This is a genomic window from Micromonospora humida, assembly GCF_016901255.1.
Taxonomy (GTDB): Bacteria; Actinomycetota; Actinomycetes; order Mycobacteriales; family Micromonosporaceae; genus Micromonospora; species Micromonospora wenchangensis.
The window spans coordinates 129,195-153,657 of sequence record NZ_JAFEUC010000007.1 but is presented as its reverse complement, the minus strand read 5'-3'; the positions used below and the strand labels follow the sequence as shown (position 1 = coordinate 153,657).

Here is a 24,463-nt window from a genome sequence, read left to right as displayed (position 1 = left end):
GTCACACCTCCCTGGAGTCCGAGCCGGTGGCGATGTTGGCCGGCTCCCGCTCGGCGACCACGCGCTTGGTACGCGGGCTCGGTGGTACCTGTAGATCCAGCGGGGGCAGCGGGAAGCTGCCGTACGGCCGGTTGTCGGCCTGTTCCTGCGGGGTCGGCTTCGGGGCCGGCTTGCGGCTCGGCCACAGCAGCGTCGCCAGCAGCAGCACGCCCGCGCCGATGGCGGTGGCGAGCAGCCGGTCCCGCGACTGCCAGTCCTCGATGGAGCGCAGCCCGGCCAGGACGAGGATCCAGACCAGGTTGATCGGCAGCAGCACCTTCCAGCCGAAGCGCATGAACTGGTCGTAGCGCAGCCGGGGCAGGGTGCCCCGGAGCCAGACGAAGACGAAGACCAGCATCAGCACCTTGCCGAAGAACCAGAGCATCGGCCACCAGCCGGTGTTGGCGTCGGCCCACAGGGTGATCGGCCAGGGGGCCCGCCAACCGCCGAGGAACAGCGTCGTGGTGACCGCGGACATGGTCACCATGGCGACATACTCGGAGAGCATGAACAGCGCGAACTTCAGCGAGCTGTACTCGGTCATGAAGCCGGCGACCAGCTCCGACTCGGCCTCGGGCAGGTCGAACGGCGCCCGGTTGGTCTCACCGACGGTGGCGATGAAGAAGATGATGAAGCTGGGCAGCAGCAGGATCGCGTACCAGCCCGGCGCGGGGATCTCGACGCCGCCGATGGTGAGCCGGGTGGCGTCCCCCTGGGCGGCGACGATCCCGCTGGTGGACATGGTGCCGGCGGTCATGAACACCGCGACGATGCTCAGCCCCATCGCGACCTCGTACGAGATCATCTGGGCGCTGGAACGCAGGCCGCCGAGCAGCGGGTACGTCGAGCCGGAGGCCCAGCCGCCGAGCACGATGCCGTAGACGGCCAGCGACGAGCAGGCCAGCAGCACCAGCACCGCCACCGGCACGTCGGTGACCTGCAACGGGGTCCGGTGGCCGAAGATGCTCACCATCGGGCCGAACGGGATCACCGACAGCGCAGTGACCGCACAGACCACCGAGATGACCGGGGCGAAGAAGTAGACCACCTTGTCGGCGGCCTTCGGGAGGATGTCCTCCTTGAAGGCCATCTTGAGGCCGTCGGCGAGGGTCTGCAGCAGGCCGAACGGGCCGACCTGGTTGGGGCCGGGCCGGACCTGCATGTAGCCGACGACCCGCCGCTCGAACCAGACGCCGAGCAGGGTGGCGAGCAGACCGAAGACGAAGGCAAAGACGATCTTGATAAGGACCAGCCACCACGGGTCCCTGCCGAAGTCCGCCAGTGTCGGGTCCTGCGCCAGGAGGGTGTTCACTGTGCACCTCCGGAGATCCGGACCACCGTGCCGGACGCCACGCCGAGGCTGCGCCGTACGGTCGAACCGGGCGAGTTGGTCGGCAGCCAGACGACGCCGTCGGGCATCTCGGTGATGGCCGCCGGCAGGGTGACCGCACCCCGGTCGGTGCCCACCGTGACCGGGTCACCGTCGGCCACGCCGAGCGTCTCGGCGGTGCCCTTGCCCAGCCGGACCACCGGCGGGCGGGCGGTGCCGGCGAGGTGCTCGTCACCGTCGGTGAGGCTGCCCAGGTCGATCAGCTGGTGCCAGGTCGCCAGCACCGCCTCGCCCGCACCCGGCTGGGGCACGGTCGCCGGGGCTACCGACGGGCTGACCGGCCGGTCCGCCCGGGTCGGCGGCAGCGCGCCCAACTCCCGGCGGATGCTCGACACGTCGCCGGTGCCGAGCCGGACGTCGAGCTGCGCGGCGAGCGCGTCCAGCACCCGGGCGTCGGTCATCGCGGCGGTGTGCAGCACCGCCTCGAAGGTGCGCAGCCGGCCCTCCCAGTCGAGGAAGCTGCCGGCCTTCTCGACCACCGGGGCCACCGGCAGCACCACGTCGGCCCGACGGGCCACCGCCGAGTTGCGCAGCTCCAGGCTGACCAGGAAGGGCACCGCGTCGAGCGCCTGCTCGGCCAGCCTCGGGTCGGCCAGGTCGGCCGGGTCCACACCGGCCACCACCAGGGCACCGAGCTGACCGTTAGCGGCGGCGGCCAGGATCTGGTCGGTGTCCCGACCGGCCTGGCTGGGGATCACCCCGGCCGGGATGTCCCACGCCTCGCCCAGCTCGGCGCGGGCCGACGGCTCGGTCACCGGACGCCCGCCCGGCAGCAGGTTGGGCAGGCAGCCCGCGTCGACCGCACCCCGGTCACCCGCGCGCCGCGGCACCCAGGCCAGCTTCGCACCGGTACGCCGGGCGACGTCCGCGGCGGCGGAGAGGCCACCGGGTACGCCGGCCAGCCGCTCGCCGACGAACAGGATCGCGCCCTCGGCGCTCAGCGCCTCGGCCACCGTGTCGTGCTCGGCGAGCACGCTCGCCTCCTCGCCCGGCACCACCCGGGCCAGCTTGGCCCCGAGCTTCTCCAGGCCCCGGGTGGCGAACGGGGCGATCGCGTAGACCGTCAGCTTCTTCTTCAGGTACGCCTTGCGCAGCCGCAGGAAGAGGATCGGGCACTCCTCCTCCGGCTCCAGCCCGACCAGCACCACCGAGGACGCCTTCTCCACGTCGGCGTAGGTCACGTCGGTGACCCCGGCGACGGTGCTGGCCAGGAAGTCGGACTCCTCGCGGGAGACCGGCCGGGCCCGGAAGTCGATGTCGTTGGTGTTCAGGGCGACCCGGGCGAACTTCGCGTACGCGTAGGCGTCCTCGACGGTCAGCCGGCCGCCGGTCAGCACCGCCGTGCCGCGACCCTCGTCGCGGGCGGCCCGCAGCCCGTCGGCGGCCCGGGTCAGCGCCTCGCTCCAGGACGCCTCCCGCAGCTCACCGGACTTCTCGTCGCGGACCAGCGGGGAGGTGAGCCGGTCGAAGGCGCGGGTGTACTGGAAGCCCCACCGCCCCTTGTCGCAGTTCCACTCCTCGTTGACCTGCGGGTCGTCCCCGGCGAGACGGCGCAGCACCTTGCCCCGCCGCCAGTCGGTGCGCTGCGCGCAGCCGGCCGAACAGTGCTCGCAGACGCTCGGGCTGGAGACCAGGTCGAACGGGCGGGCCCGGAACCGGTACTGCGCCCCGGTGAGCGCGCCGACCGGGCAGATCTGCACGGTGTTGCCGGAGAAGTACGAGTTGAACGGGACGTCGCCGGAGTCGCCCTCCGCGCCGTACGCGTCGTCCCGGTAGATGTTGATCTCCTCGGCGGACGACCGGCCCATCAGGTCGATGAACTTGTCGCCGGCGATCTCCTCGGAGAACCGGGTGCAGCGCTGGCAGAGCACGCAGCGCTCCCGGTCGAGCAGCACCTGGGTGCTGATCTCCATCGGCTTCTCGTACTCCCGCTTGTGCTCGTGGAAGCGCGAGTCGGTACGGCCGGTGGACATCGCCTGGTTCTGCAGCGGGCACTCACCACCCTTGTCACACATCGGGCAGTCCAGCGGGTGGTTGACCAGCAGCAGCTCCATCACCCCCTCCTGCGCCTTCTTGGCGACCGGGGAGGTGAGCTGGGTACGGACCACCATGCCCTCGGCGACGGTCTGGGTGCAGGAGGCGACCGGCTTGCGCTGCCCCTCCACCTCCACCAGGCACTGCCGGCAGGCGCCGGCCGGGGCCAGCAGCGGGTGGTCGCAGAACCGGGGGATCTCGGTGCCCAACTGCTCGGCGACCCGGATCAGCAGCGCCCCCTTGGGGGCGGTGACCTCGACGCCGTCGATGGTGAGCGTTACGGTCTCGGCGGCCTTCGCCACGTCGGTCATCAGTGGGCTCCAACCAGCTGCTTGTCGGAGAGCTTCGGCGCGGTACGCCCCTCGATGTAGTCGAGGTAGTCCTGCTTGAAGTACTGCAACGACGAGGTCACCGAGCTGGTCGCGCCGTCACCCAGACCGCAGAACGAGCGGCCGAGGATGTTGTCGCAGGTGTCGAGCAGGGTGTCCAGGTCCTCGTGGGTGCCCTGGCCGGCGAGGATCCGCCGGTAGACCCGGACCATCCAGTAGTTGCCCTCGCGGCACGGGGTGCACTTGCCGCACGACTCGTGGTGGTAGAACTCCAGCCACCGGTAGGTCGCGTAGACCGGGCAGTCCTGGTCGGAGAAGATCTGGGTGGCCGTGGTGCCCAGGATCGAGCCGGCCGCCGCCACCCCCTCGAAGTCCAGCGGCACGTCCAGGTGCTCGGCGGTGAGCAGCGGGGTCGACGAGCCACCTGGCGTCCAGAACCGGAGCTGGTGACCGGGCTGCATCCCGCCGGCCAGCTCGATCAGCTCGCGCAGGGTGACGCCCAGGCCGCACTCGAACTGACCCGGGTTGACGATCCGGCCGGACAGCGAGTAGATCATCGGCCCGGACGACTTCTCGGTGCCCATCGACTTCCACCAGTCCGCACCGCCCAGCACGATGTACGGCACGCTGGCGATGGTGCCGACGTTGTTGACCACCGTCGGGCTGGCGTACAGGCCGTGGGTGGCCGGGAACGGCGGGCGGAGCCGGGGCTGACCCCGGAACCCCTCCAGCGAGTCCAGCAGCGCCGTCTCCTCGCCGCAGATGTACGCCCCGGCACCGGAGTGCACCACCAGTTCCAGGTCGAACCCGGTGCCCAGGATGTTGCGCCCGAGGTAGCCCTTGGCCTGCGCCTCGGCCACCGCGTTACGCAGCCGGCGGGCGGCGTGCACCGCCTCGCCCCGGATGTAGATGTAGGCCCGGCTGGCCCGGATCGCGTACGAGGCGATGATGACCCCCTCGACCAGCGAGTGCGGGTCGTGGGTCATCAGCGGCAGGTCCTTGCAGGTGCCCGGCTCGCCCTCGTCGGCGTTGACCACCAGGTAGTGGGGCTTGCCGTCACCCTGCGGGATGAAGCCCCACTTGAGGCCGGTGGGGAAGCCCGCGCCACCCCGCCCACGCAACCCGGAGTCCTTGATCAGCTGGATCAGGTCGTCCGGGTGGGCCTTGAGGGCCTTACGCAGCGCGGCGTAGCCGTCGAGATTCTCGTAGGCACCGATCCGCCAGGCGTCCGGGGAGAGCCAGCGGCGGGTCAGCACCGGGGTCAGCTTGGCCAGGGTCTCCGGCCGGGGAGTGGTCACTTCTTGGCCCCCGTCTCGCTCGCGACGGCGGAGCCCGCGCCCGCAGCGCCCGTTTCCGCCTCGGCTTCCTTGAGGTTGCGCTCCTGCGCGCCGGCCTCGTCGCCGGCGGGCTTGCCGTCACCGGCGGGGGCGTTCGCGGCCACCCCGGCCGCCTGCGCCGCCTGCGCGTCGCGGGTGGCCGGTGGCGCGCCGTCGGTCGGGACCCGGGTGCCGGGGGCGTCCGGCACGGCGGTGGCCGCGTCGGGCTGCCGGGTCTCGGCGGTACGCACCTGCGGCGACTTGTCGTCCGGGGCCTTCACGTCCGGCGCGGTGCTGCCGGTGACCTGCTCCGGCTTCGCCGCCGGGGCGGCCGGCGCGGGAGCCTTGGCGGCCTCGGCCTTCGCCTTGGCCTCGGCGGCGGCCCGGTCGGCCTCGGCCTTGCTGCGGATCGGGGTCTTCGGGTCGTACCCCGGTGCCGTGATGCCGTGCTGCTCGGCCAGGCGCAGGCCACGCAGGGTGGCCTCGCCCGGTCCGCCGTCGGCGACCGCGCCCTCACGCTCGTCGGCGAAGCCGGCGAGCTGCACCGCCATCTCCTTGAGCGTGCAGAGCCGGGCACCCCGGGTCGGCATCGGCCGGCCCCCGGCGCGCAGCTCGTCCACCACACCGACCGCGCCCTGCGGGTCGACGCCGTCGAAGAAGTCGTAGTTGACGGTCATCACCGGGCCGTAGTCGCACGCCGCCAGGCACTCGGCGTGCTCCAGGGTGATCTTCCCGTCGGCGGTGGTCTCGTCGTGCCCGACGCCGAGGTGCTCGGCGAGCGTGTCGTAGACCTCCTGCCCGCCGAGCACGTTGCACATCGTGTTGGTGCAGACGCTGACCAGGTAGTCACCGGTGGGCCGGCGCTTGTACATGGTGTAGAAGGTGGCCACCGCGCCGACCTGGGCCTTGTTCAGCCCCAGCACCTCGGCGCAGAACGCCACCCCGGCCGGGGAGACGTAGCCCTCCTCGGCCTGCACCAGGTGCAGCAGCGGCAGCAACGCCGAGCGGGACCGGTCGGCCGGGTAGCGGGCGATGATCTCCCGCGCCCGGACCCGGGTCTCTTCAGTAAACGTCGTCATCAGAGTCGCCTTCCGTTCGCGACTGGGCATGCCTCGGCCCCCGACTGCGGGGCTCGCTGCGCTCTCTCCTCGCGCGGGCGACTGGGGCTCCGCTTCGCTGCACTCCTCGCGCTCACCGGTCACAACCACCCATCACGGGGTCCAGCGAGGCGCCACCGGCGATCACGTCGGCGATCAGGCCGCCCTCGGCCATCGCCGGAAGGGCCTGGAGGTTGACGAAGCTCGGCTCCCGGTAGTGCACCCGGTACGGCCGGGTGCCACCGTCGGAGACCGCGTGCACGCCCAGCTCGCCCCGGGGCGACTCGATGCCGACGTACACCTGGCCCGGCGGGACCCGGAAGCCCTCGGTGACCAGCTTGAAGTGGTGGATCAGCGACTCCATCGACTGACCCATGATCTTGGCGACGTGCTCCAGCGAGTTGCCCATGCCGTCCACGCCGATGGCGAGCTGCGCCGGCCAGGCGATCTTGCGGTCGGCCACCATCACCGGCCCCGGCCGCAGCCGGTCCAACGCCTGCTCGACCAGCTTGAGCGACTCCCGGATCTCGGCGAGCCGGACCAGGTAGCGGCCCCAGACGTCGCCGTCCGGGTGGGTCGGCACGTCGAACTCGTACGTCTCGTAGCCGCAGTACGGCATGGTCTTACGCAGGTCCCAGGCCAGGCCGGCGGAGCGCAGCACCGGGCCGGTGACGCCGAGCGCGACACAGGCGGTCACGTCGAGCACCGCGACGCCCTGGGTGCGCTCGGTCCAGATCGGCTGCCCGGAGAGGAGGTCCTCGTACTCCTTGAGCTTCTTCGGCATCATCGCGAGGAACTCGCGGATCTTGACGATCGCGGCGTCCGGGACATCCTGCGCCACCCCGCCCGGACGGACGTACGCGTGGTTCATCCGCAGGCCGGTGATGGTCTCGAAGATGTCGAGGATGTACTCCCGCTCACGGAAGCCGTACAGCATGATCGAGATCGCGCCCAGCTCCATGCCGGTGGTGGCCAGCCAGACCAGGTGCGAGGATATCCGGTTCAGCTCCATCATCAGCACGCGGATCGTGGTGGCCCGCTCGGTGATGTCGTCGGTGATGCCGAGCAGCTTCTCCACCGCGAGGCTGTACGCCGTCTCGTTGAAGATCGGGGCGAGGTAGTCCATCCGGGTCACGAACGTCGAACCCTGTACCCAGTTGCGGTACTCCAGGTTCTTCTCGATGCCGGTGTGCAGGTAGCCGACGACCGAGCGGGCCTCGCGGACCGTCTCGCCCTCCAGCTCCAGGATCAGCCGGAGCACGCCGTGCGTCGACGGGTGCTGCGGACCCATGTTCACGACGATCCGCTCGTCGTTGATCGGGTCGGTGCCGGAGACGACCTGGTCCCAGTCCCCACCGGTGACGGTGAAGACCCGGCCCTCGGTGGTCTCCCGCTCGGTCGCGTAGTTGGACGTGGTCACAGCACCGGCCTTCCGTTCGCGACTGCGGGGCTCCGCTCCGCTGCACTCCTCGCGCTCACTGGTACGACCTCCTGCGGTCCGGCGGCGGGATCTCGGCACCCTTGTACTCGACGGGGACGCCGCCGAGCGGGTAGTCCTTGCGCTGCGGGTGGCCCTCCCAGTCGTCGGGCATCAGGACCCGGGTCAGGTTGGGGTGGCCGTCGAAGATGACCCCGAACATGTCGTACGCCTCGCGCTCCTGCCAGTCGGCCGTCGGGTAGACGGCGGTGACGCTGGGCAGGTGCGGGTGCTCGGCGGAGACTGCCGCCTCCAGCCGGACCCGACGCCGGTAGGTCATCGAGGTGAGCTGGTAGACCACGTGCAGCCGGCGCTCGTCGGCACCGAGGTAGTCCACTCCGGACACCGAGGAGCACAGCTCGAAGCGCAGCGCGAGGTCGTCCCGCATCACCTGGCACACCTCGGCGATCCGCTCCGGGCGGACGTGCAGGGTCAGCTCGCCCCGGTCGACGACGACCTTCTCGATCGCGTCGCCGAACTGCGGGTACGCCTCCTCCAGCGCGTCGCGCACCTCGTCGAAGTAGCCCCCGTACGGCCGGGGGGCCTCCTCGATCGGGGTGCGGTGGCGGACCAGGCCGCCGTAGCCGGACACGTCGCCGGTGCCCTGCATGCCGAACATGCCACGCCCGGCGGGGCTGGACGGCGGCAGCTCGGCGGGAGCACCGCTGGTCGCACCGGCCGGGGTGACCGGTACCGGCACCCCGCCGTCGTTGGTGCGGTCGTCGGTCACTTGGGGCCCCTCTGCGACTGGAGGTGGTTCTGGGCGTTCATCCAGTTCTCGATCCGCAACTGCTCCTCGCGCCCCTCGCGGACGGCCTTCGTCCACTCGGCACGGCGGGCCTTGTCGTTGCGGTACGACGACGGCATCGAGCCGTACGGCACCACGGGCACGTCGCCGCGCTCCAGGCGGGCCGCCTGCATCTTGCGGCCGTTCGGGCCCAGCGGCTCGTACATGATCTTCTCGCGGAGCTTGAGGATCGCGTCGATGAGCATCTCGGGGCGGGGCGGGCAGCCCGGCAGGTACATGTCGACCGGGACGACGTGGTCGACGCCCTGGACGATCGCGTAGTTGTTGAACATGCCGCCGCTGCTGGCGCAGACGCCCATGGAGAGCACCCAGCGGGGCTCGGCCATCTGGTCGTAGATCTGGCGCAGGACCGGGGCCATCTTCTGGCTCACCCGGCCGGCCACGATCATCAGGTCGGCCTGGCGCGGCGAGGCGCGGAAGACCTCCATGCCCCAGCGGCCCATGTCGTAGTGCGGGCCACCGGCCGCCATCATCTCGATGGCGCAGCAGGCCAGGCCGAAGGTGGCGCCCCAGACGGACGACTTCCGCGACCAGTTGACCAGCTTCTCCACGGAGGTGAGCAGGACGCCGGCGGGGAGTTTCTCCTCGATGCCCATCTGACGTTCCTCCCTCAGTCCCAGTCCAGCCCGCCGCGCCGCCACACGTAGGCGTACGCGACGAAGACCGCGACGATGAACAGGACCATCTCCACGAAGCCGAAGATCGGCAGGGCGTCGAAGGAGACCGCCCAGGGGTAGAGGAAGATGATCTCGATGTCGAAGACGATGAAGAGCATCGCCGTCAGGTAGAACTTGATCGGGAACCGTCCCCCGCCCACCGGCTGCGGGCTGGGCTCGATCCCACACTCGTACGCCTCGAGCTTGGCCTTGTTGTAGCGCCGGGGACCGGCGAAGCGGGCGGCGGCCACGGAGAACAGCGAGAACGCCGCGGCGAGGGCGAACAGCCCGATGATCGGTGCGTAAGGCGAGAGCGACATCTTTTCTCCTGCTCGTCCTTCCCCTGCCCCAGGTGCTTGACAAAATTCACACTATTCACGTCCACCGTGACGTCCGTCAGCGGGGGTCGATCTCTTGTCCCGCCCGCGACCGCCGTTGGCCTCGGGCGGGTCGGTCTAGACGGCCGGGGCCGCCTTCGTCATCGCGTTGATGACCCGGTCCATCGCGTCCCCGCCGCGCGGGTCGGTCAGGTTGGCCAGCAGCTTGAGCACGAAGCGCATCAGCATCGGGTGCGGCATGCCGTGCTTGGTCGCCATCCGCATCACCTCGGGCCGGCCGATCAGCTTGACGAAGATCCCGCCGAGCCGGTAATAGCCACCGAACCGGGCCTTCAGCTCCTGCGGGTACGCGGTCAGCGCCCGCTCCCGCTCCGGGCCGGCCGGCCGGGCCAGCGCCTGCACGATGACCTCGGCGGCCAGCTCGCCGGACTCCATGGCGTACGCGATGCCCTCGCCGTTGAACGGGTTGACCATGCCGCCGGAGTCGCCGACCAGCAGGACCCCCCGGGTGTAGTGCGGCACCCGGTTGAAGCCCATCGGCAGCGCCGCGCCGAGGATCGGGCCGTCGGCGTTCGCCTCGTCGGTCATCCCCCAGTCCGCCGGGGTGTTGGCCAGCCAGTCGGTGAGCAGCCGCCGGTAGTTCGTCTTGCCGAACGCGGAGGAGGAGTTGAGCACGCCGAGGCCGACGTTGACCCGGCCGTCACCGAGGCCGAAAATCCAGCCGTAGCCGGGCAGCAGCGCGTCGCTGTCCTTGCTGCGCAGCTCCAGCCAGGACTCCAGGTAGTCGTCGTCGTGCTTGGCCGGCGAGCGGTAGTAACGCCGCACGGCCACCCCGATCGGCCGGTCCTCCCGCTTGGCCAGGCCGAGGGCGAGCGGGAACCGGCCGGAGACGCCGTCCGCGGCGACCACCAGCGGGGCGTGGAAGGTGGCCGGCTCCCGGTCGGGGCCGACCTCGGCGGTCACCCCGACCACCCGGTCGTCGCCGTCGAGCACCGGGCCGATGACGTTGACGTTGGTCCGCAGCTCGGCACCGGCGGAGACCGCCCGCTGGGCGAGCAGGTCGTCGAAGTCCAGCCGGGTGCGGACCAGGCCGTAGTTGGGGAAGCTGGCCAGGTCGGGCCAGTCCAGTTCGAGGCGTACCCCGCCGCCGATCACCCGCAGGCCCTTGTTGTGCAGCCAGCCGGCCTCGGGCGAGGTGTCCACGCCCATCCGGATGAGCTGCCGGGTCGCCCGGGGGGTGAGCCCGTCCCCGCACACCTTCTCGCGGGGGAACTCGGTCTTCTCCAGCAGCAGCACGCGTACGCCGTGCCGCGCCAGGTGGTACGCCGTCGCCGATCCGCCGGGACCGGCGCCCACCACGATCACGTCGGCGTCGTTCTCCACCGAAGTCATCTGCGCCTCCTCCCGCACGCTCGTGAAATGCTTCACAAGCCCGATCGGGTTGGAGTCTATGACCGTGGTTACTCCGCTGCCGGGTGAGGGGTACCTAACTTCCTGGAAACATGCCGGTCGGGGTGGGTTCGTCCCTCAGTGCCGGGCGACGTCGAGCCCGTCCTCGGGCCGGATCGCCGCCGGCAGGTGGTCACGCAGCGCTCCGCCGGCCGCCCGGTCGAGGGCACCCAGCACCTCGGCCACCACCTGACGGACCTCGGTCGGGTCCGCGCCGGCCAACTCTCTGAGCTGGGCGACCAGCTCGGCGGCATCGTCGTCGCCGAGGGCCGTCGGGTCGGTGGGCACTACTCCGGTCATGCCGGGGAGCTTACCCCGCAAAAACCACCAAAGGCGGACATCAGGGAAAGAGGACGTTCACCCTCGGTCACGTCCGGACGGCCCGGTGCAGGGCCACCACCCCGCCGGTCAGGTTGCGCCACGCCACCCGGCCCCAACCGGCCGCGCCGACCCGCGCCGCCAGCGCCGCCTGGTCCGGCCAGGCCCGGATCGACTCGGCCAGGTAGACGTACGCGTCGGGGTTGCTGGACACCGTCCGGGCCACCGTGGGCAACGACCGCATCAGGTACGACAGGTAGACCGTCCGGAATGCCTGGTTCACCGGCGTGCTGAACTCGCAGACCACCAGCCGGCCCCCCGGCCGGGTCACCCGGGCCAGCTCCCGCAGCGCCGCATCGGGGTCGTTGACGTTGCGCAGGGCGAAGGAGATCGTCACCGCGTCGAAGGAGGCGTCGGCGAAGGGCAGCCGCAGCGCGTCCCCGGCCAGCAGCGGCACCTCCGGCCGGACCCGCCGGCCGGCCCGCAGCATGCCCTGCGACAGGTCCACGCCCACCGCGTACGCCCCGGAGCGGGCCAACTCCTGCGTCGACACCCCGGTGCCGGCGCCCACGTCCAGCACCCGCTCACCGGGGAGCAGCCCGAGCGCCGCCCGGGTGGCCCGTCGCCACGACCGGTCCTGCCCGAAGGACAGGACCGTGTTGGTCAGGTCGTAACGGGCGGCCACCCCGTCGAACATCGCGGCGACCTCGGGTGGCGACTTGTCCAGGCCGGCGCGCTGGCCCTGCGGGGTGCGACTCACCCCTCCACTCTGCCAGCCTGACCCCACCCATCCACCGCTGGGTCCGACCCGACCCGACCCGACCCGGGTCGGGTCGGCCGGCGGCCTGCCGGCGCGGGGGTGGGACGGACGCGCGGCGGGCGGGGTGGATGACCACCCCGCCCGCCGTCCTGCCGTGGTACGGAAGACCTGCCTCCGGTCAGCTCCGCGGCTTCTCGTCGCCCGGTGCCACCAGCACCAGCCGACGCCGACGGGCGAGCATCAGCAGCGCGCCGCCCGCGAGCAGCACGACGGCACCGATGCCACCGATCAGGGTGGCCTGTGCGCCGGTCACCGGCAGACCGCCGTCGCCGCCACCGGTGCCACCACCGGTCGTCGGGCTGACGCTGGTGCTCGGGCTCGGCTGACCGCTGGTGCTCGGGCTCGGCTCAGCGGTCGGGCTCGGGCTCGGGCCGGTGCTCAGGTCGACGAACACGTCGAACAGCGAGGTGTTGTCACCGTCGTCGGTCTCGGTGAAGACCTTGCGCTGCGCCTTGCTGGCGACCTGCGGCTCCTCCTCCGGGGTGCCCTCGGCCTCGGTCAGCCCGGCGGCGAACAGGACGCCCGGGGTGAGCACCTTCTCGGTGACGCCCGTGCCGACCTTCACCCGTACGTCGGCGGTGTAGAACTCGCCCGGCCGCAGCACCGCGCCGCTGTCCTCGCAGTACGCCACCACGCCGCCCAGGTCCTGCGTGACGCAGCTCTCCGGCAGGTCGACGAAGCTGGCGCCGTCCGGCAGGGCGATGCCGTAGAAGATGCCGGTGGCCCGACGGCTGCCGCCGTTGTAGACCGCCCAGTCCAGCGGGGCGGTCCCGCCGGGCTTGACGCCGGTCAGCCCGCTCTCGCCGGCCTCGTCACCGTCGACCACCACGTCGGCGTAGACGTCCTGCACCCAGGTGGTCAGGTCGTAGCCGGGCTTGACCACCATGATGTCGTGGTCGACCGAGTCCGAGGTGGTGTTGGACCCGCTCACGGTCACCTTCAGCACGCCACCTTTGCCGCGCGTGTCGGTGCCGAACAGCGGGATGCCGAACTCCTCGGTGGTGCCGGCGGCGATGTCGTCGGTGGTGCCCCCCAGGTCGGACAGGGAGCAGGTGAAGGCGGTGCCGCTGACGGCGCAGCCGTCCGGCACGAGCACCCCTACCTTGTTGGGCCTCAGGCCCGCGGTCTCGACGGTGACCTTCACGTCCTTGGCGTCGACCGTGCCACGGACGTTCTGCACGGAGAACTTGAACGGCTTGGCCTTGGCCTCCTTGACGCCCAGGGCCAGCTGGGAGCTGAGCGGCACGAGGTCGAGCTGCGCCTGGTCGGCGGCGCTGGCCGGGGCGGCGACGGTGGCCAGGCCACCGACGGCGAGCAGGGCCACGGCGCCGAGGCGGGCCAGGGCCGAGCGGTGGAACAGAGTCATCGATCCCCCGGGGGGCTAGGGACTGCTGGGAAAGGTGGGGCTGATGTGGCGAACCGAGCGGACGTTATCCGAGATCGACGTCGGTACGCCAGCCGTGACGTGCGATTTCGTCCGAGACGGGGCCGAACGGAGGAGGAGCGGGGGCGGGACGGTCACCCGTCCCGCCCCCGTTTTATATGAACGGCCCTCCCGGGCCGATGGAGGACGTACGACACTCGTCATCCGCTCGCCGCAGGCGGTCAGCGGAGGTACGTCGGGCGCACGTTAGCGGGCACCGCCACGCGACGCCAACCCCCGCGCCGCAGCGCCGGGAGCGGGATATACGCCCAGCGTGCCGCTCGCCGCCCCAATTGCCGCGTCTTGTGGGGGCTGGTCCCGCACCGCCTCGGCCGAACGGCGACCACGAATATCCCCCGGGCCGACACCCGGACCCGTTCAGCCAGTCACCGCAACGACCCGACCAGTTACTCGGGGTGACGGTCGGGGCAGCTCACCGGGCCTCGACGAGCGGCAGCGTACGGCCGGCACCACCGCCGGGCATCGCGATCGAGGAGAAGTGCGACACCACCCGCTCGTCGGTCGGGTCGTCGGCGGGGGTGTGGTGCACCGCGAGCCGACGGTAGAGGGTGTCCCGCTGGGCGGGGATCCGGTCCGCCGAGCGGATCATGCCGATCAGCTCGTGCAGGTTGGACCGGTGCCGCGCGCCGGCCGAGGAGATGACGTTCTCCTCCAGCATGATCGAACCGAGGTCGTCGACGCCCATGTGCAGGGCGAGCTGCCCGACGTCCTTGCCGGTGGTCAGCCAGGACGCCTGCAGGTGCGGCACGGTCTCGAAGAACAGCCGGGCCACCGCCACCAGGCGCAGGTACTCCAGGGTGGTGGCCTGGGTGCGGCCCTTGAGGTGGTTGTTCTCCGGCTGGTACGTCCACGGGATGAACGCCCGGAACCCCCGGGTGCGGTCCTGCACGTCGCGGATCATCCGCAGGTGCTCGATCCGCTCGGCGTTGGTCTCGCCGGTGCCCATCATCATCGTGGCGGTGGACTCCAGGCCCTGCCGGTGGGCCAGCTCCATGACCTCCAGCCAGCGCGCGCCGGACTCCTTGAGCGGGGCGATCGCCTTACGCGGGCGGTCCGGCAGCATCTCGGCCCCGGCGCCGGCGATCGAGTCCAGCCCGGCGGCCTTGATCCGGGCGATGGCCTCGTCCAGGCTGACGCCGGAGACCTTCGCCATGTGCAGGATCTCGCTCGGCCCGATCGAGTGGATCGCGAGCTGCGGGTACGCCGCCTTGACCGAGGAGAACAGCTCCTCGTAGTACTCCACGCCGTAGTCCGGGTGGTGGCCGCCCTGGAGCATGACCTGGGTGGCGCCCAACTCGACCGCCTCGCCGCAACGACGCAGGATCTCCTCGGTCGGGTGGGTCCAGCCCTCGGCGTGCTTGGGGGCCCGGTAGAAGGCGCAGAACTTGCACGCCGTCACGCAGACGTTGGTGTAGTTGATGTTGCGGTCGATCAGGTAGGTGACGATGTTGTCCGGGTAGCGCCGCCGGCGTACCGCGTCCGCCGCCTCGCCCAAGGCGTGGAAGGGCGCCTCGGTGTAGAGCAGCAGCGCCTCCTCGGGCGTGATCCGCCCGCCGTCCGCGCCGCGCTGCAGGATGTCGTCGATCTCCCGGCTACTCGTCACACCACCGAGCGTACGCCGGACCGCCGTCCCACCCTCCGGTGGTGCGTCGACCGTGACGCGTCCCGCACCGACACAACTCAAGATCCAATTGCGAAAAGGGAGAAGACACGCCGACGAAGATGCGCGAAACAGCAATGTGATCACGCATCCCCACCCCTCACCCGCCCAGACCCGCCGGCCGGGGCGGGACGCGGCCGACGACGCTACCCGTCGTAGTCGACAGTCAGGGTGTCGGTGACGGGGCTGGACTGGCAGGTCAACACGTACCCGGCGGCCACCTCGTCCGGCTCCAGGGCGTAGTTGCGGGCCATCGTCACCTCGCCGGAGACCACCTTCGCCCGGCAGGTCGAGCAGACCCCACCCTTGCACGCGTACGGCAGCTCGCCGCGCACCTTCAGCGCCGCGTCCAGCACCCGCTCGTCGCGGCCCATGGTGAACCGGGACGACCGGCCGTCCAGCACGATGGTCACTTCCGCGCCGCCGGTCGACTCGCCGCTGCGGCGGACCGGCTCCGGTGGGGTGTCGACGTGGAACAGCTCGGTGTGCACCGCCGACTCGGGCAGGCCCCGGCCGGTCAGCACCGCCTTCGCGTCCAGCACCAACTGGTAGGGGCCGCAGAGGAACCACTCGGCGATCGCGTCGCCGGGCACGATGGTGTCCAGCAGCCGGGTCAGCCGGTCGACGTCGATCCGGCCGGACAGCAGCGGCGACTCGCCCGGCTCCCGGGACAGCACGTGCACCAGGTGCAGCCGGGTCGGGTAGCGGTCCTTCAGGTCGGCCAGCTCCTCGGCGAACATCACCGTGCCGGCCGTGCGGTTGCCGTACACCAGGGTGAAGGTGCTGGCCGGCTCGACGGCCAGGGCGGTCGCGGCCAGCGCGAGCACCGGGGTGATGCCGGAACCGGCGGCCACCGCGCCGTAGTGCCGCACCCGGTCCGGCGCGAACGCGCTGGTGAAGTGCCCCAGCGGGGGCAGCACGTCGACGGTGTCGCCGTGCCGCAGCGCGCCGCAGGCGTAGCTGGAGAAAGCGCCGCCGGGGATCTCCCGCACCCCGATCCGCAGCCGGCCGTGCCGGGCCAGGTCGTCCGGCGTCGAGCAGATCGAGTACGACCGCCGCACGTCCGCACCGGCCCCGGGCCCGCCGCCGGTGCCGGCCGCGTCCGACGGCGGCGCGGGCAGCCGTACGGTCAGGTGCTGGCCGGCGGAGAACGCGAAGGTCGCCCGCAGCTCCTCGGGCACCGCGAAGGTGATCGCCACGGCGTCGTCGGTGAGCCGGTCCACGGCGGCGACCGCAAGCGGGTGGAAGACCGGCCGGCGACGGACCGGGCGGGAGATCGTGACAGTCACAGCGCCTTCAGGTGGTCGAAGGGTTCGGAACAGGACCGGCAGCGCCACAGCGCCTTGCACGCGGTGGAGCCGAACCGGCTGAGCTGTGCGGTCTCCGGCGACCCGCAGCGCGGGCAGCGCACGGCCAGGGTCACCGGCACCGCCGTGCCGTCGCCGCGCGGGGCGGGCGGGGCGATGCCGGCGGCGGCGAGCTTGGCCCGGCCGTCGGCGGAGATCCAGTCGGTGCTCCAGGCGGGGCTGAAGACCGTGCGGACCTCGGCGTCGGGGTGCCCGGCGACCGCGAGCGCCCGCCGGATGTCGTCCCGGATCACGTCCATGGCGGGGCAGCCGGTGTAGGTGGGGGTGATCGTGACGACCACCCGCCCGGTGGCCGGGTCCTCGTCGACCGCCCGCAGGATGCCCAGCTCGTCGATGGTGATCACCCGGATCTCCGGGTCCACCACCGCCGCGACGGCCGTCCTGGGGTCGGTCACCGCCGCCGTCCCCGGCCCGACCCGCTCACCACCGCGCCCCGGGGTGGGCGCGGTGCAGCACCTGCATCTCGGCCAGCAGGAAGGACAGGTGCTCGGTGTGCACGCCGTCGCGACCGCCGCCCGGCGTCCAGCCGGTCTCCGGCCGGGTCAGGGTGGCCTCGGCGAGCACCGGGTGCACCACGGCGTCGAAGTCGGCCCGCAGGGTGGCCGGGTCGACCGGGGCCGCCGGGTCCGCCGTGAACAGCTCGTGGTGGTACGGCCAGAGCTGGTCCAGCGCGGCCTGGGCGCGGCGGTGCGACTCGTCGGTGCCGTCGCCGAGCCGCTTCACCCACAGCGCGGAGTGGTCCAGGTGGTAGGCGGACTCCTTGCGCGCCTTCGCGCCGATCGCGGCGAGCCGCTCGTCGGGGCAGCCGGCCAGCGCGGTGTAGAGCGGCACCTGGTACGCCGCGAGCAGCAGCAGTTTCACCATGGTCACCGCGAAGTCGCCGTTGGGCAGCTCGACCAGCAGGCAGTTGCGGAACTCCCGGTCGTCGCGCAGGTACGCCAACGCGTCCTCGTCCCGGCCGGCACCTTCCAGCTCCCCCGCGTACGACAGCAGCAGGCGGGCGGCGCCGAGCTGGTCGAGGGCGATGTTGGCCAGCGCGATGTCCTCTTCCATCTCGGGCGCGCGGGTGGCCCACTCGCCGAGCCGCTGGGCGGCCACCAGCGCGTCGTCGCCGAGGGCGAGGGTGAAGTCGAAGGGGCCGTTCACAGGTGGGCCACCCCGTCCGGCACCTCGTAGAAGGTGGGGTGGCGGTAGACCTTGTCGGCGGCCGGGTCGAAGAAGGCGTCCTTCTCGTCGGGGCTGGACGCGGTGATCGCACCGGCCGGCACCACCCAGATGGAGACGCCCTCCTGCCGCCGGGTGTAGAGGTCCCGGGCGTTGCGCAGGGCCAGCTCGGCGTCGGGGGCGTGCAGGCTGCCGACGTGGGTGTGGGACAGACCACGTCGGGCCCGGACGAAGACCTCCCACAGCGGCGAGGTCACCGCCGCCCGGGGCGGTTCGTTCTGCTCGCTCACGCGGCCACCTTCTCCCGCTGGTCCGTGGCCCGGCTCTGCGCGGCCCGCTTCGCGGCGTACGCGGTGGCGGCCTCGCGCACCCACGCGCCGTCGGCGTGGGCCCGTCGCCGGTGTTCCATCCGTTGCCGGTTGCAGGGGCCCTCACCGGAGATCACCCGCATCAGCTCGTCGTAGTCGGGCTGGGTGAAGTCGTACGCCTGCCGCGTCTCGTTCCAGCGCAGGTCGGGGTCGGGGATGCGGAGGCCGAGCACCTCCGCCTGCTGCACGCACATGTCGACGAAGCGCTGCCGCAGCTCGTCGTTGGAGAACCGTTTGATCTTCCAGGCCATCGACTGCGCGGAGTGGGTGGAGTCACCGTCCGGCGGGCCGAACATCGCCAGTGACGGGTACCACCAGCGGTCGAGCGCGTCCTGCGCCATCGCCCGCTGGGCCGGGGTGCCGTGCGCGAGGGTGTGCAGGATCTCGTAGCCCTGCCGCTGGTGGAACGACTCCTCCTTGCAGACCCGGATCATCGCCCGCGCGTACGGCCCGTAGGAGCAGCGGCACAGCGGGACCTGGTTGACGATCGCCGCGCCGTCCACCAGCCAACCGATCGCACCCACGTCGGCCCAGGTGAGGGTGGGGTAGTTGAAGATCGAGCTGTACTTCTGCCGACCGTCGAGCAGCAGCTCGACCAGCTCGTCGCGGCTGACGCCGAGGGTCTCGGCGGCGGCGTAGAGGTAGAGGCCGTGGCCGGCCTCGTCCTGCACCTTGGCCAGCAGGATGGCCTTGCGCTTGAGCGAGGGGGCGCGGCTGATCCAGTTCCCCTCGGGCTGCATGCCGATGATCTCGGAGTGGGCGTGCTGGGCGATCTGCCGGACGAGCGTCCGACGGTAGGCGTCGGGCATCCAGTCGCGGGGTTCGATCTTCTGGTCGGCGTCGATCACGTCGGCGAAGTACGCCGCCGGGTCCGCGCCGGGCGTGGGGGTGCCCTCCCGGGCGCGGGCCGCCGCCTCGCGCAACGCCGCCTCGGCGGCCTCGACCTGACCGAGCAGGCCACCACCGGGCGTGTCCTGCTCCGGGGCGAAGTCGTTGCCATACATTCGTCAAGTGTTACAGCTCGCCTCCCCTGACACCAGAGGGTGTAACAGGATTTGAGTAGCGGCTTCCGTTACCAGGCGGATGCGCTCGGTCGACACCAGGACACCTCCTCGGATATGACTTGGGTCACTGATCAAAGATGAATACCCACAAGGGGCACAAACCGTGCCTATATCTCGACTTACCGGCAGTTTGCCGTGCGTCGGATTCTGGCGAGTCGGCTGTCCGGACGTAGACTTCCCCGGTCACCACCGATCGGCTACCGACGATCGCCAGCGAGACACAGGCCACTCCCCCGGCCTCGGCGGTCGAGCCGACACCCGCGGAAGCAGCCGGTCCCCCCGGCCTGACATCTGGAGTTCACCCACGCATGCGATCTCGCGTGATCATGGTGCTCGCCGTTACGGCGGTGCTGCTCGGCACCGGCCTGCTGGTGCCGACCGCGTACGCCAAGCTCGCCGGCGACGACCCGACCGGCGGCACCGGCGGCGGCACGGCGGAGAAGGTGCCCGCGCCCGCGCCGACCGCGCCTCCGGCGCCCACCCTGGCCGACGGCCCGGTCTCGGTGACCTTCAAGGGGGAGTTCTTCGCCTGGGCCCTGCAGGACCGCAAGACCGGTCAGGTCTCCGGCTCGAAGAACATGACCTCGACCAGCTCCACCGAATCGATGCTCAAGGTCTGGATCGTCTCCGACTACCTGCGCGAGCTCGGCGACCAGAAACCGCCGGCATCGATGTTGAAGAACGCGAGCCTGGCCATCCGGGACAGCAACGACGACGCCACCAACCGGATCTACGCGAAGTCGGGCGGCTCGTACCGGGCGCTGGACAACGGCCGGCCCGGCCCGGTGCTCAAGCGGGCGATCGACATCTGCGGCCTCAAGGACACCAAGCCCGGCAACGTCCCCGGCTACGAGGGCTGGTGGAGCTTCACCCGGATGTCCCCCCGCGACGCCGCCCGGCTCGGTGACTGCATCGCCGACGGCAAGGCCGCCGGCCCCCACTGGACCAAGTGGGTGCTCAACGAGATGGCCCAGGTCCGGGGCAGCGTGAGCAAGCAGCTGGCCCGCGCCGGCGGCGGCCGGTGGGGCATCATCGACGGCCTGCCCGACGAGATCACCAAGCAGGGCCCGGTCGCGATGAAGAACGGCTGGACCCCCCTCAGCTACGACGGCAACTGGCACGTCAGCTGCCTCGCCGTCACCGACAAGTGGAGCCTCGCCGTGATGATGCGCTACCCGGTCCGCCAGCAGCTGACCTACGGTGCCAAGGTGTGCGCCAGCGTCGCCACCCAACTGGTCACCCCGCAGCCCGGCGCCGCGCTCAAGGTGCCGCAGCCGATCGGGAAGCTCTGATGCCGGGCAGCCGGCGGCCCGGCCGCTCCGCCCGTCGGGACCACCGCCCGCTGAAGATCGTCGCGGTCGCGGCGGTCCTCACCGGCCTCGTGCTGGTCTCGCTGCGGCTGCTCCCCGGCTCGCCGATGGAGTCCACCGCCGCCTCGCGCTGGGGTGACGCGTCCACCGCGTCCCGGTCCACCGGGTCGGCCGTCGACCGCCGTAGCCGGCCGACCCCGGCACCGTCGCCGACCCCGTCGCTCGCGCCGCTGCCCTTCGCGGACCGGGAAATCGACCTCGACATCAAGGGCTGGTACGCCTGGAGCGTGCTGGACCGCCGCACCGGCACGATCATCGGCTCGGACAACATGGCCGAGACCAGCACCACCGCCTCACTGATCAAGTCGTGGATCGTCGCCGACTACCTGCGCCGGGCGGCCGAGAACGGGCAGACCCCGAGCGACGCCAAGCTCGCCGACGCCACCCGGATCATCCGGGACAGCGACAACACCCGGGCCGAGCAGTTCTACAACGGGGTCGGCCGGTCCGCCTCGATCAAGCGGCTGCTCTCGCTGTGCAAGCTCACCGACAGCAGCGTGGCCGACGACGGAGGCTGGAGCCGGACCAACCTCTCCCCCCGCGACGCCGCCCGGCTCGGCAACTGCATCGCCGACGGTCGCGCCGCCGGCCCGACCTGGACCAAGTGGCTGATCAACGAGATGCGGCTGGTCCGGGGGTCGGGTGACTTCGGCATCCGCAAGGCGTTCCCGGCGGCCCAGCAGAAGAAGATCGCGATCAAGAACGGCTGGATCGACCGGACCCGCGAGCAGGAGATGCACATCAACTGCCTGGCCATCGGTGACACCTGGACGATGGGCGTGATGGTCCGCTACCCGATCAACATGGGCTACGAGTACGGCATGAAGAACTGCCAGAAGATCACCGAGGCGTTGCTCGGCCCCAGCACCTGACCGGGTTGATCGGCTCCGGGTTGATCGACTCCGGATCGCCGATGTAGCGGTATCCACGGCCGGGGATACCGCTACATCGCCACACCACCGGCTGGGTCAGCCGGCGAAGAACTCCGGACCGTCCTCGGGCAGGGCGGGAGCTTCGCCGGTCGCCGCCGCGCGGCGGGCGAACTCGCGCAGGCCGGCGACCTGCCGCTCACCCAACGAGAAGTCGAGGGCACGGAAGTACGTGGCCAGCGTCGCCGCGTCGAACGGCTCCCAGCGGGCCGCCGCCTCCGCCACCTGGTCCAGCTCGGCCAGGCACAGGTCACGGGAACGCAGGAACGCCTCGTGCACCTCCTTGATCAGGCCCGGGTGGGCGGCGGCGAAGTCCCGGCGGACCGCCCAGACGGCGAACACCATCGGCAGCCCGGTCCACTCCCGCCACGCCTGACCGAGGTCGGTCACCGCGAGCCCCCGACCCGGTGCCTCGTAGAGGGCGCGCAGCGCCACGTCACCGATCAGCACCCCGGCGTCGGCCTCCAGCAGCATCTGGGTCAGGTCCGGCGGGCAGCGGAAGTACTCCGGGTGGACGCCGTACCGGTCGGCGAGCAGGAGCTGGGCCAGCAGCACCCCGGTCCGCGAGGTCGAGCCGAGCGCGACCCGTCGGCCGTCCAGCTCGGCCAGCGGCCGGGTGGAGACCACGTTGACCGAGAGCACCGGCCCATCGCTGCCCACCGCCAGGCCGGGCAGGAGCAGCAGCTCGTCGGCGTGCCGCAGGTATTCCACCTGGGAGATCGGGCCGATGTCCAGGTCACCGGCGACCAACGCCGCACTGAGCCGGTCCGGCGAATCCTTGTGCAGGTCGACGTCGAGCAGCGCGCCGGAACGCATCAGCCCCCAGTAGATCGGCAGGCAGTTCAGGAACTGGATGTGCCCGACCCGGGGACGTGCCACACGCTCAACCATGCCCCGACCGTATCCCCGCCGGCCCGTACCGGCTCACCGGGAGGCCCGGACAGTGGTCAACCCCGCACCGTCTTCCCTCGTCGCAGGGCCTGCCCCGACCGACGGGCCGGCAACCACGGCCCCGGTGTCCCCCGGCACCGTCCCACCCTCCCCGGCCCGCGACGGGTCCGCGTCCCCGGCCGGCACCGACCCCGGGTGCCCGACCGGGGGCGGTCCGGCGGCCTCCGACAGCGGCGGCCCGTCCCCGGTCCGCGTCGGTGTGCGCGGGCCGGAGCGGGAGTGACGCACCGCCCGGGTGACCACCGGCACGAACGCCAGCACCACCAGCAGGCCGGCGACCCCGGCGGCGGCGATCAGCGGGCGCGGTGGGAGCACCGCCAGCAGCGCGCCGCCGAGCAGGTAGCCGGCCATCGAGCCGCCCTGGACCGCCGCGCCGATGACGGCGTACGCGCGGGCCCGCAGCGGCTCGGGCACGCGCCGGGCGGTCAACACGGTGGCGAAGACGTTGTCACCGCCGTTGGCCGCACCGCCGATCAGCCAGAGCGGCACCAGCAGCGCCGCCGTCGGGACGGTCGCCGCGAGCACCACCACCAGGCTGCACCCGGCGAGCGTGGCGAGCACCCCGTGGACGAGTGCGCCGTCGTCGGTGAGCCGGCGGGCCACCCGGGCGGCCAGCCAGCTGCCGGGCAGCATGCCGGCCATCCACGCGGCCCCGACCAGGCCGTAGACGGTGGCCGAGGAGTCCAGCGTCTCCCGGATGAAGAACACCTCGATCACGTTGATGCCGCCGATCGCGGTGATCACCGCCGCCGTGCTGACCACCAGGGCCAGCATCAGCGGGTCCGCGCGCAGCCGCCAGGCCGGGGCGGGACCGGTGCCGACCGTCGCGGTCACCGTCCGCCGGCCGCCCCGCCGGGTGCGCAACGCCAGACCCGCGCCGACCAGCGCCAGGTAGCTGACGGCGTCCAACAGCAGCGGTACGCGGGTGCCGAACTCCCCGACCAGCAGCCCGGCGAGCACCGGTCCGGCGAGGGCGCCGAGTGAGCCGGCGGTCTGGCTGACGGCGCTGGCCCGGGGCAGGTCGCCGGGGCGGACCATCGCCGGCAGCAGCGCCGCCAGGCAGGGCTGGGTGACGGCGAGCCCGCAGGCGAGCAGGGCGACCAGCCCGATGACGACCGCCGGTTGCGTGGCGAAGGCGAGCAGGACGCAGATCACCGCCTGGATCGACCCGACGGTGACCAGCAGGGTACGGCTGTCGACCCGGTCGGCGAGCCGACCGGCCAGCGGCGCGCACAGCACCAGCGGCAGGGTGGCCGCCAGCAGCAGCCCGGAGACGGCCAGGCCGCTCGCCCCGGCGGACTGGAGAGCCAGCGCCAGGGCGGTGGCGGCGAGGAAGTCCCCGCACATCGTGGTGCCGCGGGCGGTGGCGGCGATCCAGACGTCGGACCAGCGCGACCCGTCAGTTGTGAAGGACATACTTCGAAAATAATCCTTCACAACTGGATACGGCAAGCCCCGCCCCGGCCGACCGGTGCCCGGTTCCGGCCGGGCCTAGAGGGGGATCGTGCGGTACTGGGCCGCGACCGTCCGGGCGTCCGCCGGCGGGTCGGCCAACCGGTTCCGCTGCCGGTACGGCTCGAACAACGCCATCACCGCGTCGTTCAGCCCGGCCAGTTCCTCGGCGGTGAGCAGCAACAACGAGTCACTGAACAGGGCACCGCCATACCACTCGGCGGGCTCGTCGGCAGCGTGCCGCAGCCACGTCCGCATCCGCTCGGCGTCCCGGGCCGAGTGCGCCTCGACCAGGGCCTGTTCGGCGGCCCGCGCCTCCGGGCCGGCCCCCTGCCCGGCCTCGACCAGCCAACTCTGGCTGAACGTGCGCCACACCCGTTCCCGCGCGTCGCCCCGGCTGGGCGCCTGCTCGACCAGGCCGAACTTCGCCAACGCCCGCAGGTGGTAGCTGGTCGCGCTCGGCGACAGCCCGGCGATCTCGGCCAACTCGGTGGCCGTCCCGCCCCCCGCCCGGGTGCTCAGGTGCTCCATGATGGCGATCCGGGCCGGGTGGGCCAGCGCCCTCATCACCTGCGGGTCGCTGATCGTCATCCGGCGCGGCTCGGGGTGCGGCTCGGTCATGA

23 protein-coding genes are annotated in these 24,463 nt (G+C 71.8%); 2 read left to right on the top strand and 21 right to left on the bottom strand.

Annotated elements, in window-relative coordinates; translation table 11 throughout:
- Position 1: 1 nt before the first annotated feature.
- The 18 genes from nuoH to paaA all read right to left on the bottom strand — a co-directional run bounded on the left by nuoH (position 2) and on the right by paaA (position 19,078).
- Positions 2-1,351, bottom strand: coding sequence for an NADH-quinone oxidoreductase subunit NuoH (gene nuoH, locus JQX11_RS16100; protein ID WP_204925773.1), 1,350 nt, complete (start codon positions 1,349-1,351; stop codon positions 2-4).
- Entirely contained in the window at positions 1,348-3,774 is a 2,427-nt protein-coding gene (locus JQX11_RS16095; protein WP_204925772.1) for an NADH-quinone oxidoreductase subunit G, read from the bottom strand. The genes nuoH and JQX11_RS16095 overlap by 4 nt, the downstream gene beginning before the upstream one ends.
- Positions 3,774-5,090, bottom strand: coding sequence for an NADH-quinone oxidoreductase subunit NuoF (gene nuoF / locus JQX11_RS16090; protein WP_204925771.1), 1,317 nt, complete (start codon positions 5,088-5,090; stop codon positions 3,774-3,776). Before nuoF ends, JQX11_RS16095 begins: the two co-directional genes overlap by 1 nt.
- On the bottom strand, positions 5,087-6,187 hold the full coding sequence (nuoE, locus tag JQX11_RS16085) for an NADH-quinone oxidoreductase subunit NuoE (RefSeq protein WP_204925770.1): 1,101 nt from the start codon (positions 6,185-6,187) through the stop codon (positions 5,087-5,089). The genes nuoF and nuoE overlap by 4 nt, the downstream gene beginning before the upstream one ends.
- A gap of 112 nt (positions 6,188-6,299) precedes the next feature.
- On the bottom strand, positions 6,300-7,625 hold the full coding sequence (locus JQX11_RS16080; protein ID WP_204925769.1) for an NADH-quinone oxidoreductase subunit D: 1,326 nt from the start codon (positions 7,623-7,625) through the stop codon (positions 6,300-6,302).
- Between the two features lie 55 nt (positions 7,626-7,680).
- Positions 7,681-8,412: an NADH-quinone oxidoreductase subunit C gene (locus JQX11_RS16075; protein ID WP_204925768.1), complete on the bottom strand. Its 732-nt coding sequence runs from the start codon at positions 8,410-8,412 to the stop codon at positions 7,681-7,683.
- On the bottom strand, positions 8,409-9,086 hold the full coding sequence (locus tag JQX11_RS16070; RefSeq protein ID WP_088646158.1) for a NuoB/complex I 20 kDa subunit family protein: 678 nt from the start codon (positions 9,084-9,086) through the stop codon (positions 8,409-8,411). The genes JQX11_RS16075 and JQX11_RS16070 overlap by 4 nt, the downstream gene beginning before the upstream one ends.
- A 14-nt stretch (positions 9,087-9,100) precedes the next feature.
- On the bottom strand, positions 9,101-9,466 hold the full coding sequence (locus JQX11_RS16065) for an NADH-quinone oxidoreductase subunit A (protein WP_067300536.1): 366 nt from the start codon (positions 9,464-9,466) through the stop codon (positions 9,101-9,103).
- A 135-nt stretch (positions 9,467-9,601) separates the two neighbouring features.
- On the bottom strand, positions 9,602-10,876 hold the full coding sequence (locus JQX11_RS16060; protein WP_204925767.1) for a geranylgeranyl reductase family protein: 1,275 nt from the start codon (positions 10,874-10,876) through the stop codon (positions 9,602-9,604).
- Positions 10,877-11,011: 135 nt separating this feature from the next.
- A complete protein-coding gene (locus JQX11_RS16055; RefSeq protein WP_204925766.1) occupies positions 11,012-11,233 on the bottom strand; it encodes a hypothetical protein in 222 nt (73 codons plus the stop codon).
- 67 nt (positions 11,234-11,300) lie between these two features.
- Positions 11,301-12,011: a demethylmenaquinone methyltransferase gene (locus JQX11_RS16050; RefSeq protein ID WP_204925765.1), complete on the bottom strand. Its 711-nt coding sequence runs from the start codon at positions 12,009-12,011 to the stop codon at positions 11,301-11,303.
- A 178-nt stretch (positions 12,012-12,189) separates the two neighbouring features.
- A complete protein-coding gene (locus JQX11_RS16045) occupies positions 12,190-13,437 on the bottom strand; it encodes an LPXTG cell wall anchor domain-containing protein (RefSeq protein WP_204925764.1) in 1,248 nt (415 codons plus the stop codon).
- 490 nt (positions 13,438-13,927) lie between these two features.
- Positions 13,928-15,118 (bottom strand): cyclic dehypoxanthinyl futalosine synthase, encoded by a 1,191-nt coding sequence (mqnC, locus tag JQX11_RS16040; protein WP_204925763.1) that lies wholly within the window; start codon positions 15,116-15,118, stop codon positions 13,928-13,930.
- Positions 15,119-15,321: 203 nt separating this feature from the next.
- On the bottom strand, positions 15,322-16,464 hold the full coding sequence (paaE, locus tag JQX11_RS16035; RefSeq protein ID WP_204925762.1) for a 1,2-phenylacetyl-CoA epoxidase subunit PaaE: 1,143 nt from the start codon (positions 16,462-16,464) through the stop codon (positions 15,322-15,324).
- Positions 16,461-16,937 carry a 1,2-phenylacetyl-CoA epoxidase subunit PaaD gene (gene paaD, locus JQX11_RS16030; protein WP_204925761.1) on the bottom strand — a complete coding sequence of 159 codons (477 nt, stop codon included), beginning with the start codon at positions 16,935-16,937 and terminating at the stop codon, positions 16,461-16,463. Before paaD ends, paaE begins: the two co-directional genes overlap by 4 nt.
- A 25-nt stretch (positions 16,938-16,962) precedes the next feature.
- The gene (gene paaC / locus JQX11_RS16025; RefSeq protein ID WP_204925760.1) at positions 16,963-17,688 is read right to left on the bottom strand and encodes a 1,2-phenylacetyl-CoA epoxidase subunit PaaC; all 726 of its coding nucleotides are present in this window, start codon (positions 17,686-17,688) and stop codon (positions 16,963-16,965) included.
- Positions 17,685-17,996: a 1,2-phenylacetyl-CoA epoxidase subunit PaaB gene (paaB, locus tag JQX11_RS16020; RefSeq protein WP_204925759.1), complete on the bottom strand. Its 312-nt coding sequence runs from the start codon at positions 17,994-17,996 to the stop codon at positions 17,685-17,687. The genes paaC and paaB overlap by 4 nt, the downstream gene beginning before the upstream one ends.
- Positions 17,993-19,078 carry a 1,2-phenylacetyl-CoA epoxidase subunit PaaA gene (gene paaA / locus JQX11_RS16015; RefSeq protein WP_204925758.1) on the bottom strand — a complete coding sequence of 362 codons (1,086 nt, stop codon included), beginning with the start codon at positions 19,076-19,078 and terminating at the stop codon, positions 17,993-17,995. Before paaA ends, paaB begins: the two co-directional genes overlap by 4 nt.
- A 368-nt stretch (positions 19,079-19,446) precedes the next feature.
- Here paaA and JQX11_RS16010 point away from each other — a divergent pair, with 368 nt between their 5' ends.
- Both JQX11_RS16010 and JQX11_RS16005 read left to right on the top strand, forming a co-directional pair.
- Positions 19,447-20,430, top strand: coding sequence for a hypothetical protein (locus tag JQX11_RS16010; RefSeq protein ID WP_204925757.1), 984 nt, complete (start codon positions 19,447-19,449; stop codon positions 20,428-20,430).
- Complete coding sequence (locus JQX11_RS16005) at positions 20,430-21,380, top strand: hypothetical protein (protein WP_204925756.1); 951 nt, start codon at positions 20,430-20,432, stop codon at positions 21,378-21,380. The genes JQX11_RS16010 and JQX11_RS16005 overlap by 1 nt, the downstream gene beginning before the upstream one ends.
- A gap of 96 nt (positions 21,381-21,476) precedes the next feature.
- Here JQX11_RS16005 and JQX11_RS16000 read toward each other — a convergent pair whose 3' ends face one another.
- The 3 genes from JQX11_RS16000 to JQX11_RS15990 form a co-directional block, all read right to left on the bottom strand.
- On the bottom strand, positions 21,477-22,328 hold the full coding sequence (locus JQX11_RS16000) for a menaquinone biosynthetic enzyme MqnA/MqnD family protein (RefSeq protein WP_204925755.1): 852 nt from the start codon (positions 22,326-22,328) through the stop codon (positions 21,477-21,479).
- Positions 22,329-22,361: 33 nt separating this feature from the next.
- On the bottom strand, positions 22,362-23,804 hold the full coding sequence (locus tag JQX11_RS15995; protein ID WP_204925754.1) for an MFS transporter: 1,443 nt from the start codon (positions 23,802-23,804) through the stop codon (positions 22,362-22,364).
- Positions 23,805-23,879: 75 nt separating this feature from the next.
- Positions 23,880-24,461, bottom strand: coding sequence for an ArsR/SmtB family transcription factor (locus tag JQX11_RS15990; RefSeq protein WP_204925753.1), 582 nt, complete (start codon positions 24,459-24,461; stop codon positions 23,880-23,882).
- Between the last annotated feature and the right edge of the window lie 2 nt (positions 24,462-24,463).

What these genes read in the sequence shown, in the direction of transcription:
- JQX11_RS16095 (WP_204925772.1), bottom strand. Translation starts at nt 3,774, where the DNA reads ATGACCGACGTGGCGAAGGCCGCCGAGACCGTAACGCTCACCATCGAC.
- nuoE (WP_204925770.1), bottom strand. Translation starts at nt 6,187, where the DNA reads ATGACGACGTTTACTGAAGAGACCCGGGTCCGGGCGCGGGAGATCATC.
- JQX11_RS16070 (WP_088646158.1), bottom strand. Translation starts at nt 9,086, where the DNA reads ATGGGCATCGAGGAGAAACTCCCCGCCGGCGTCCTGCTCACCTCCGTG.
- JQX11_RS16065 (WP_067300536.1), bottom strand. Translation starts at nt 9,466, where the DNA reads ATGTCGCTCTCGCCTTACGCACCGATCATCGGGCTGTTCGCCCTCGCC.
- JQX11_RS16060 (WP_204925767.1), bottom strand. Translation starts at nt 10,876, where the DNA reads ATGACTTCGGTGGAGAACGACGCCGACGTGATCGTGGTGGGCGCCGGT.
- JQX11_RS16055 (WP_204925766.1), bottom strand. Translation starts at nt 11,233, where the DNA reads ATGACCGGAGTAGTGCCCACCGACCCGACGGCCCTCGGCGACGACGAT.
- JQX11_RS16045 (WP_204925764.1), bottom strand. Translation starts at nt 13,437, where the DNA reads ATGACTCTGTTCCACCGCTCGGCCCTGGCCCGCCTCGGCGCCGTGGCC.
- paaA (WP_204925758.1), bottom strand. Translation starts at nt 19,078, where the DNA reads ATGTATGGCAACGACTTCGCCCCGGAGCAGGACACGCCCGGTGGTGGC.
- JQX11_RS16010 (WP_204925757.1), top strand. Translation starts at nt 19,447, where the DNA reads ATGCGATCTCGCGTGATCATGGTGCTCGCCGTTACGGCGGTGCTGCTC.
- JQX11_RS16005 (WP_204925756.1), top strand. Translation starts at nt 20,430, where the DNA reads ATGCCGGGCAGCCGGCGGCCCGGCCGCTCCGCCCGTCGGGACCACCGC.
- JQX11_RS16000 (WP_204925755.1), bottom strand. Translation starts at nt 22,328, where the DNA reads ATGGTTGAGCGTGTGGCACGTCCCCGGGTCGGGCACATCCAGTTCCTG.
- JQX11_RS15995 (WP_204925754.1), bottom strand. Translation starts at nt 23,804, where the DNA reads ATGTCCTTCACAACTGACGGGTCGCGCTGGTCCGACGTCTGGATCGCC.
- JQX11_RS15990 (WP_204925753.1), bottom strand. Translation starts at nt 24,461, where the DNA reads ATGACCGAGCCGCACCCCGAGCCGCGCCGGATGACGATCAGCGACCCG.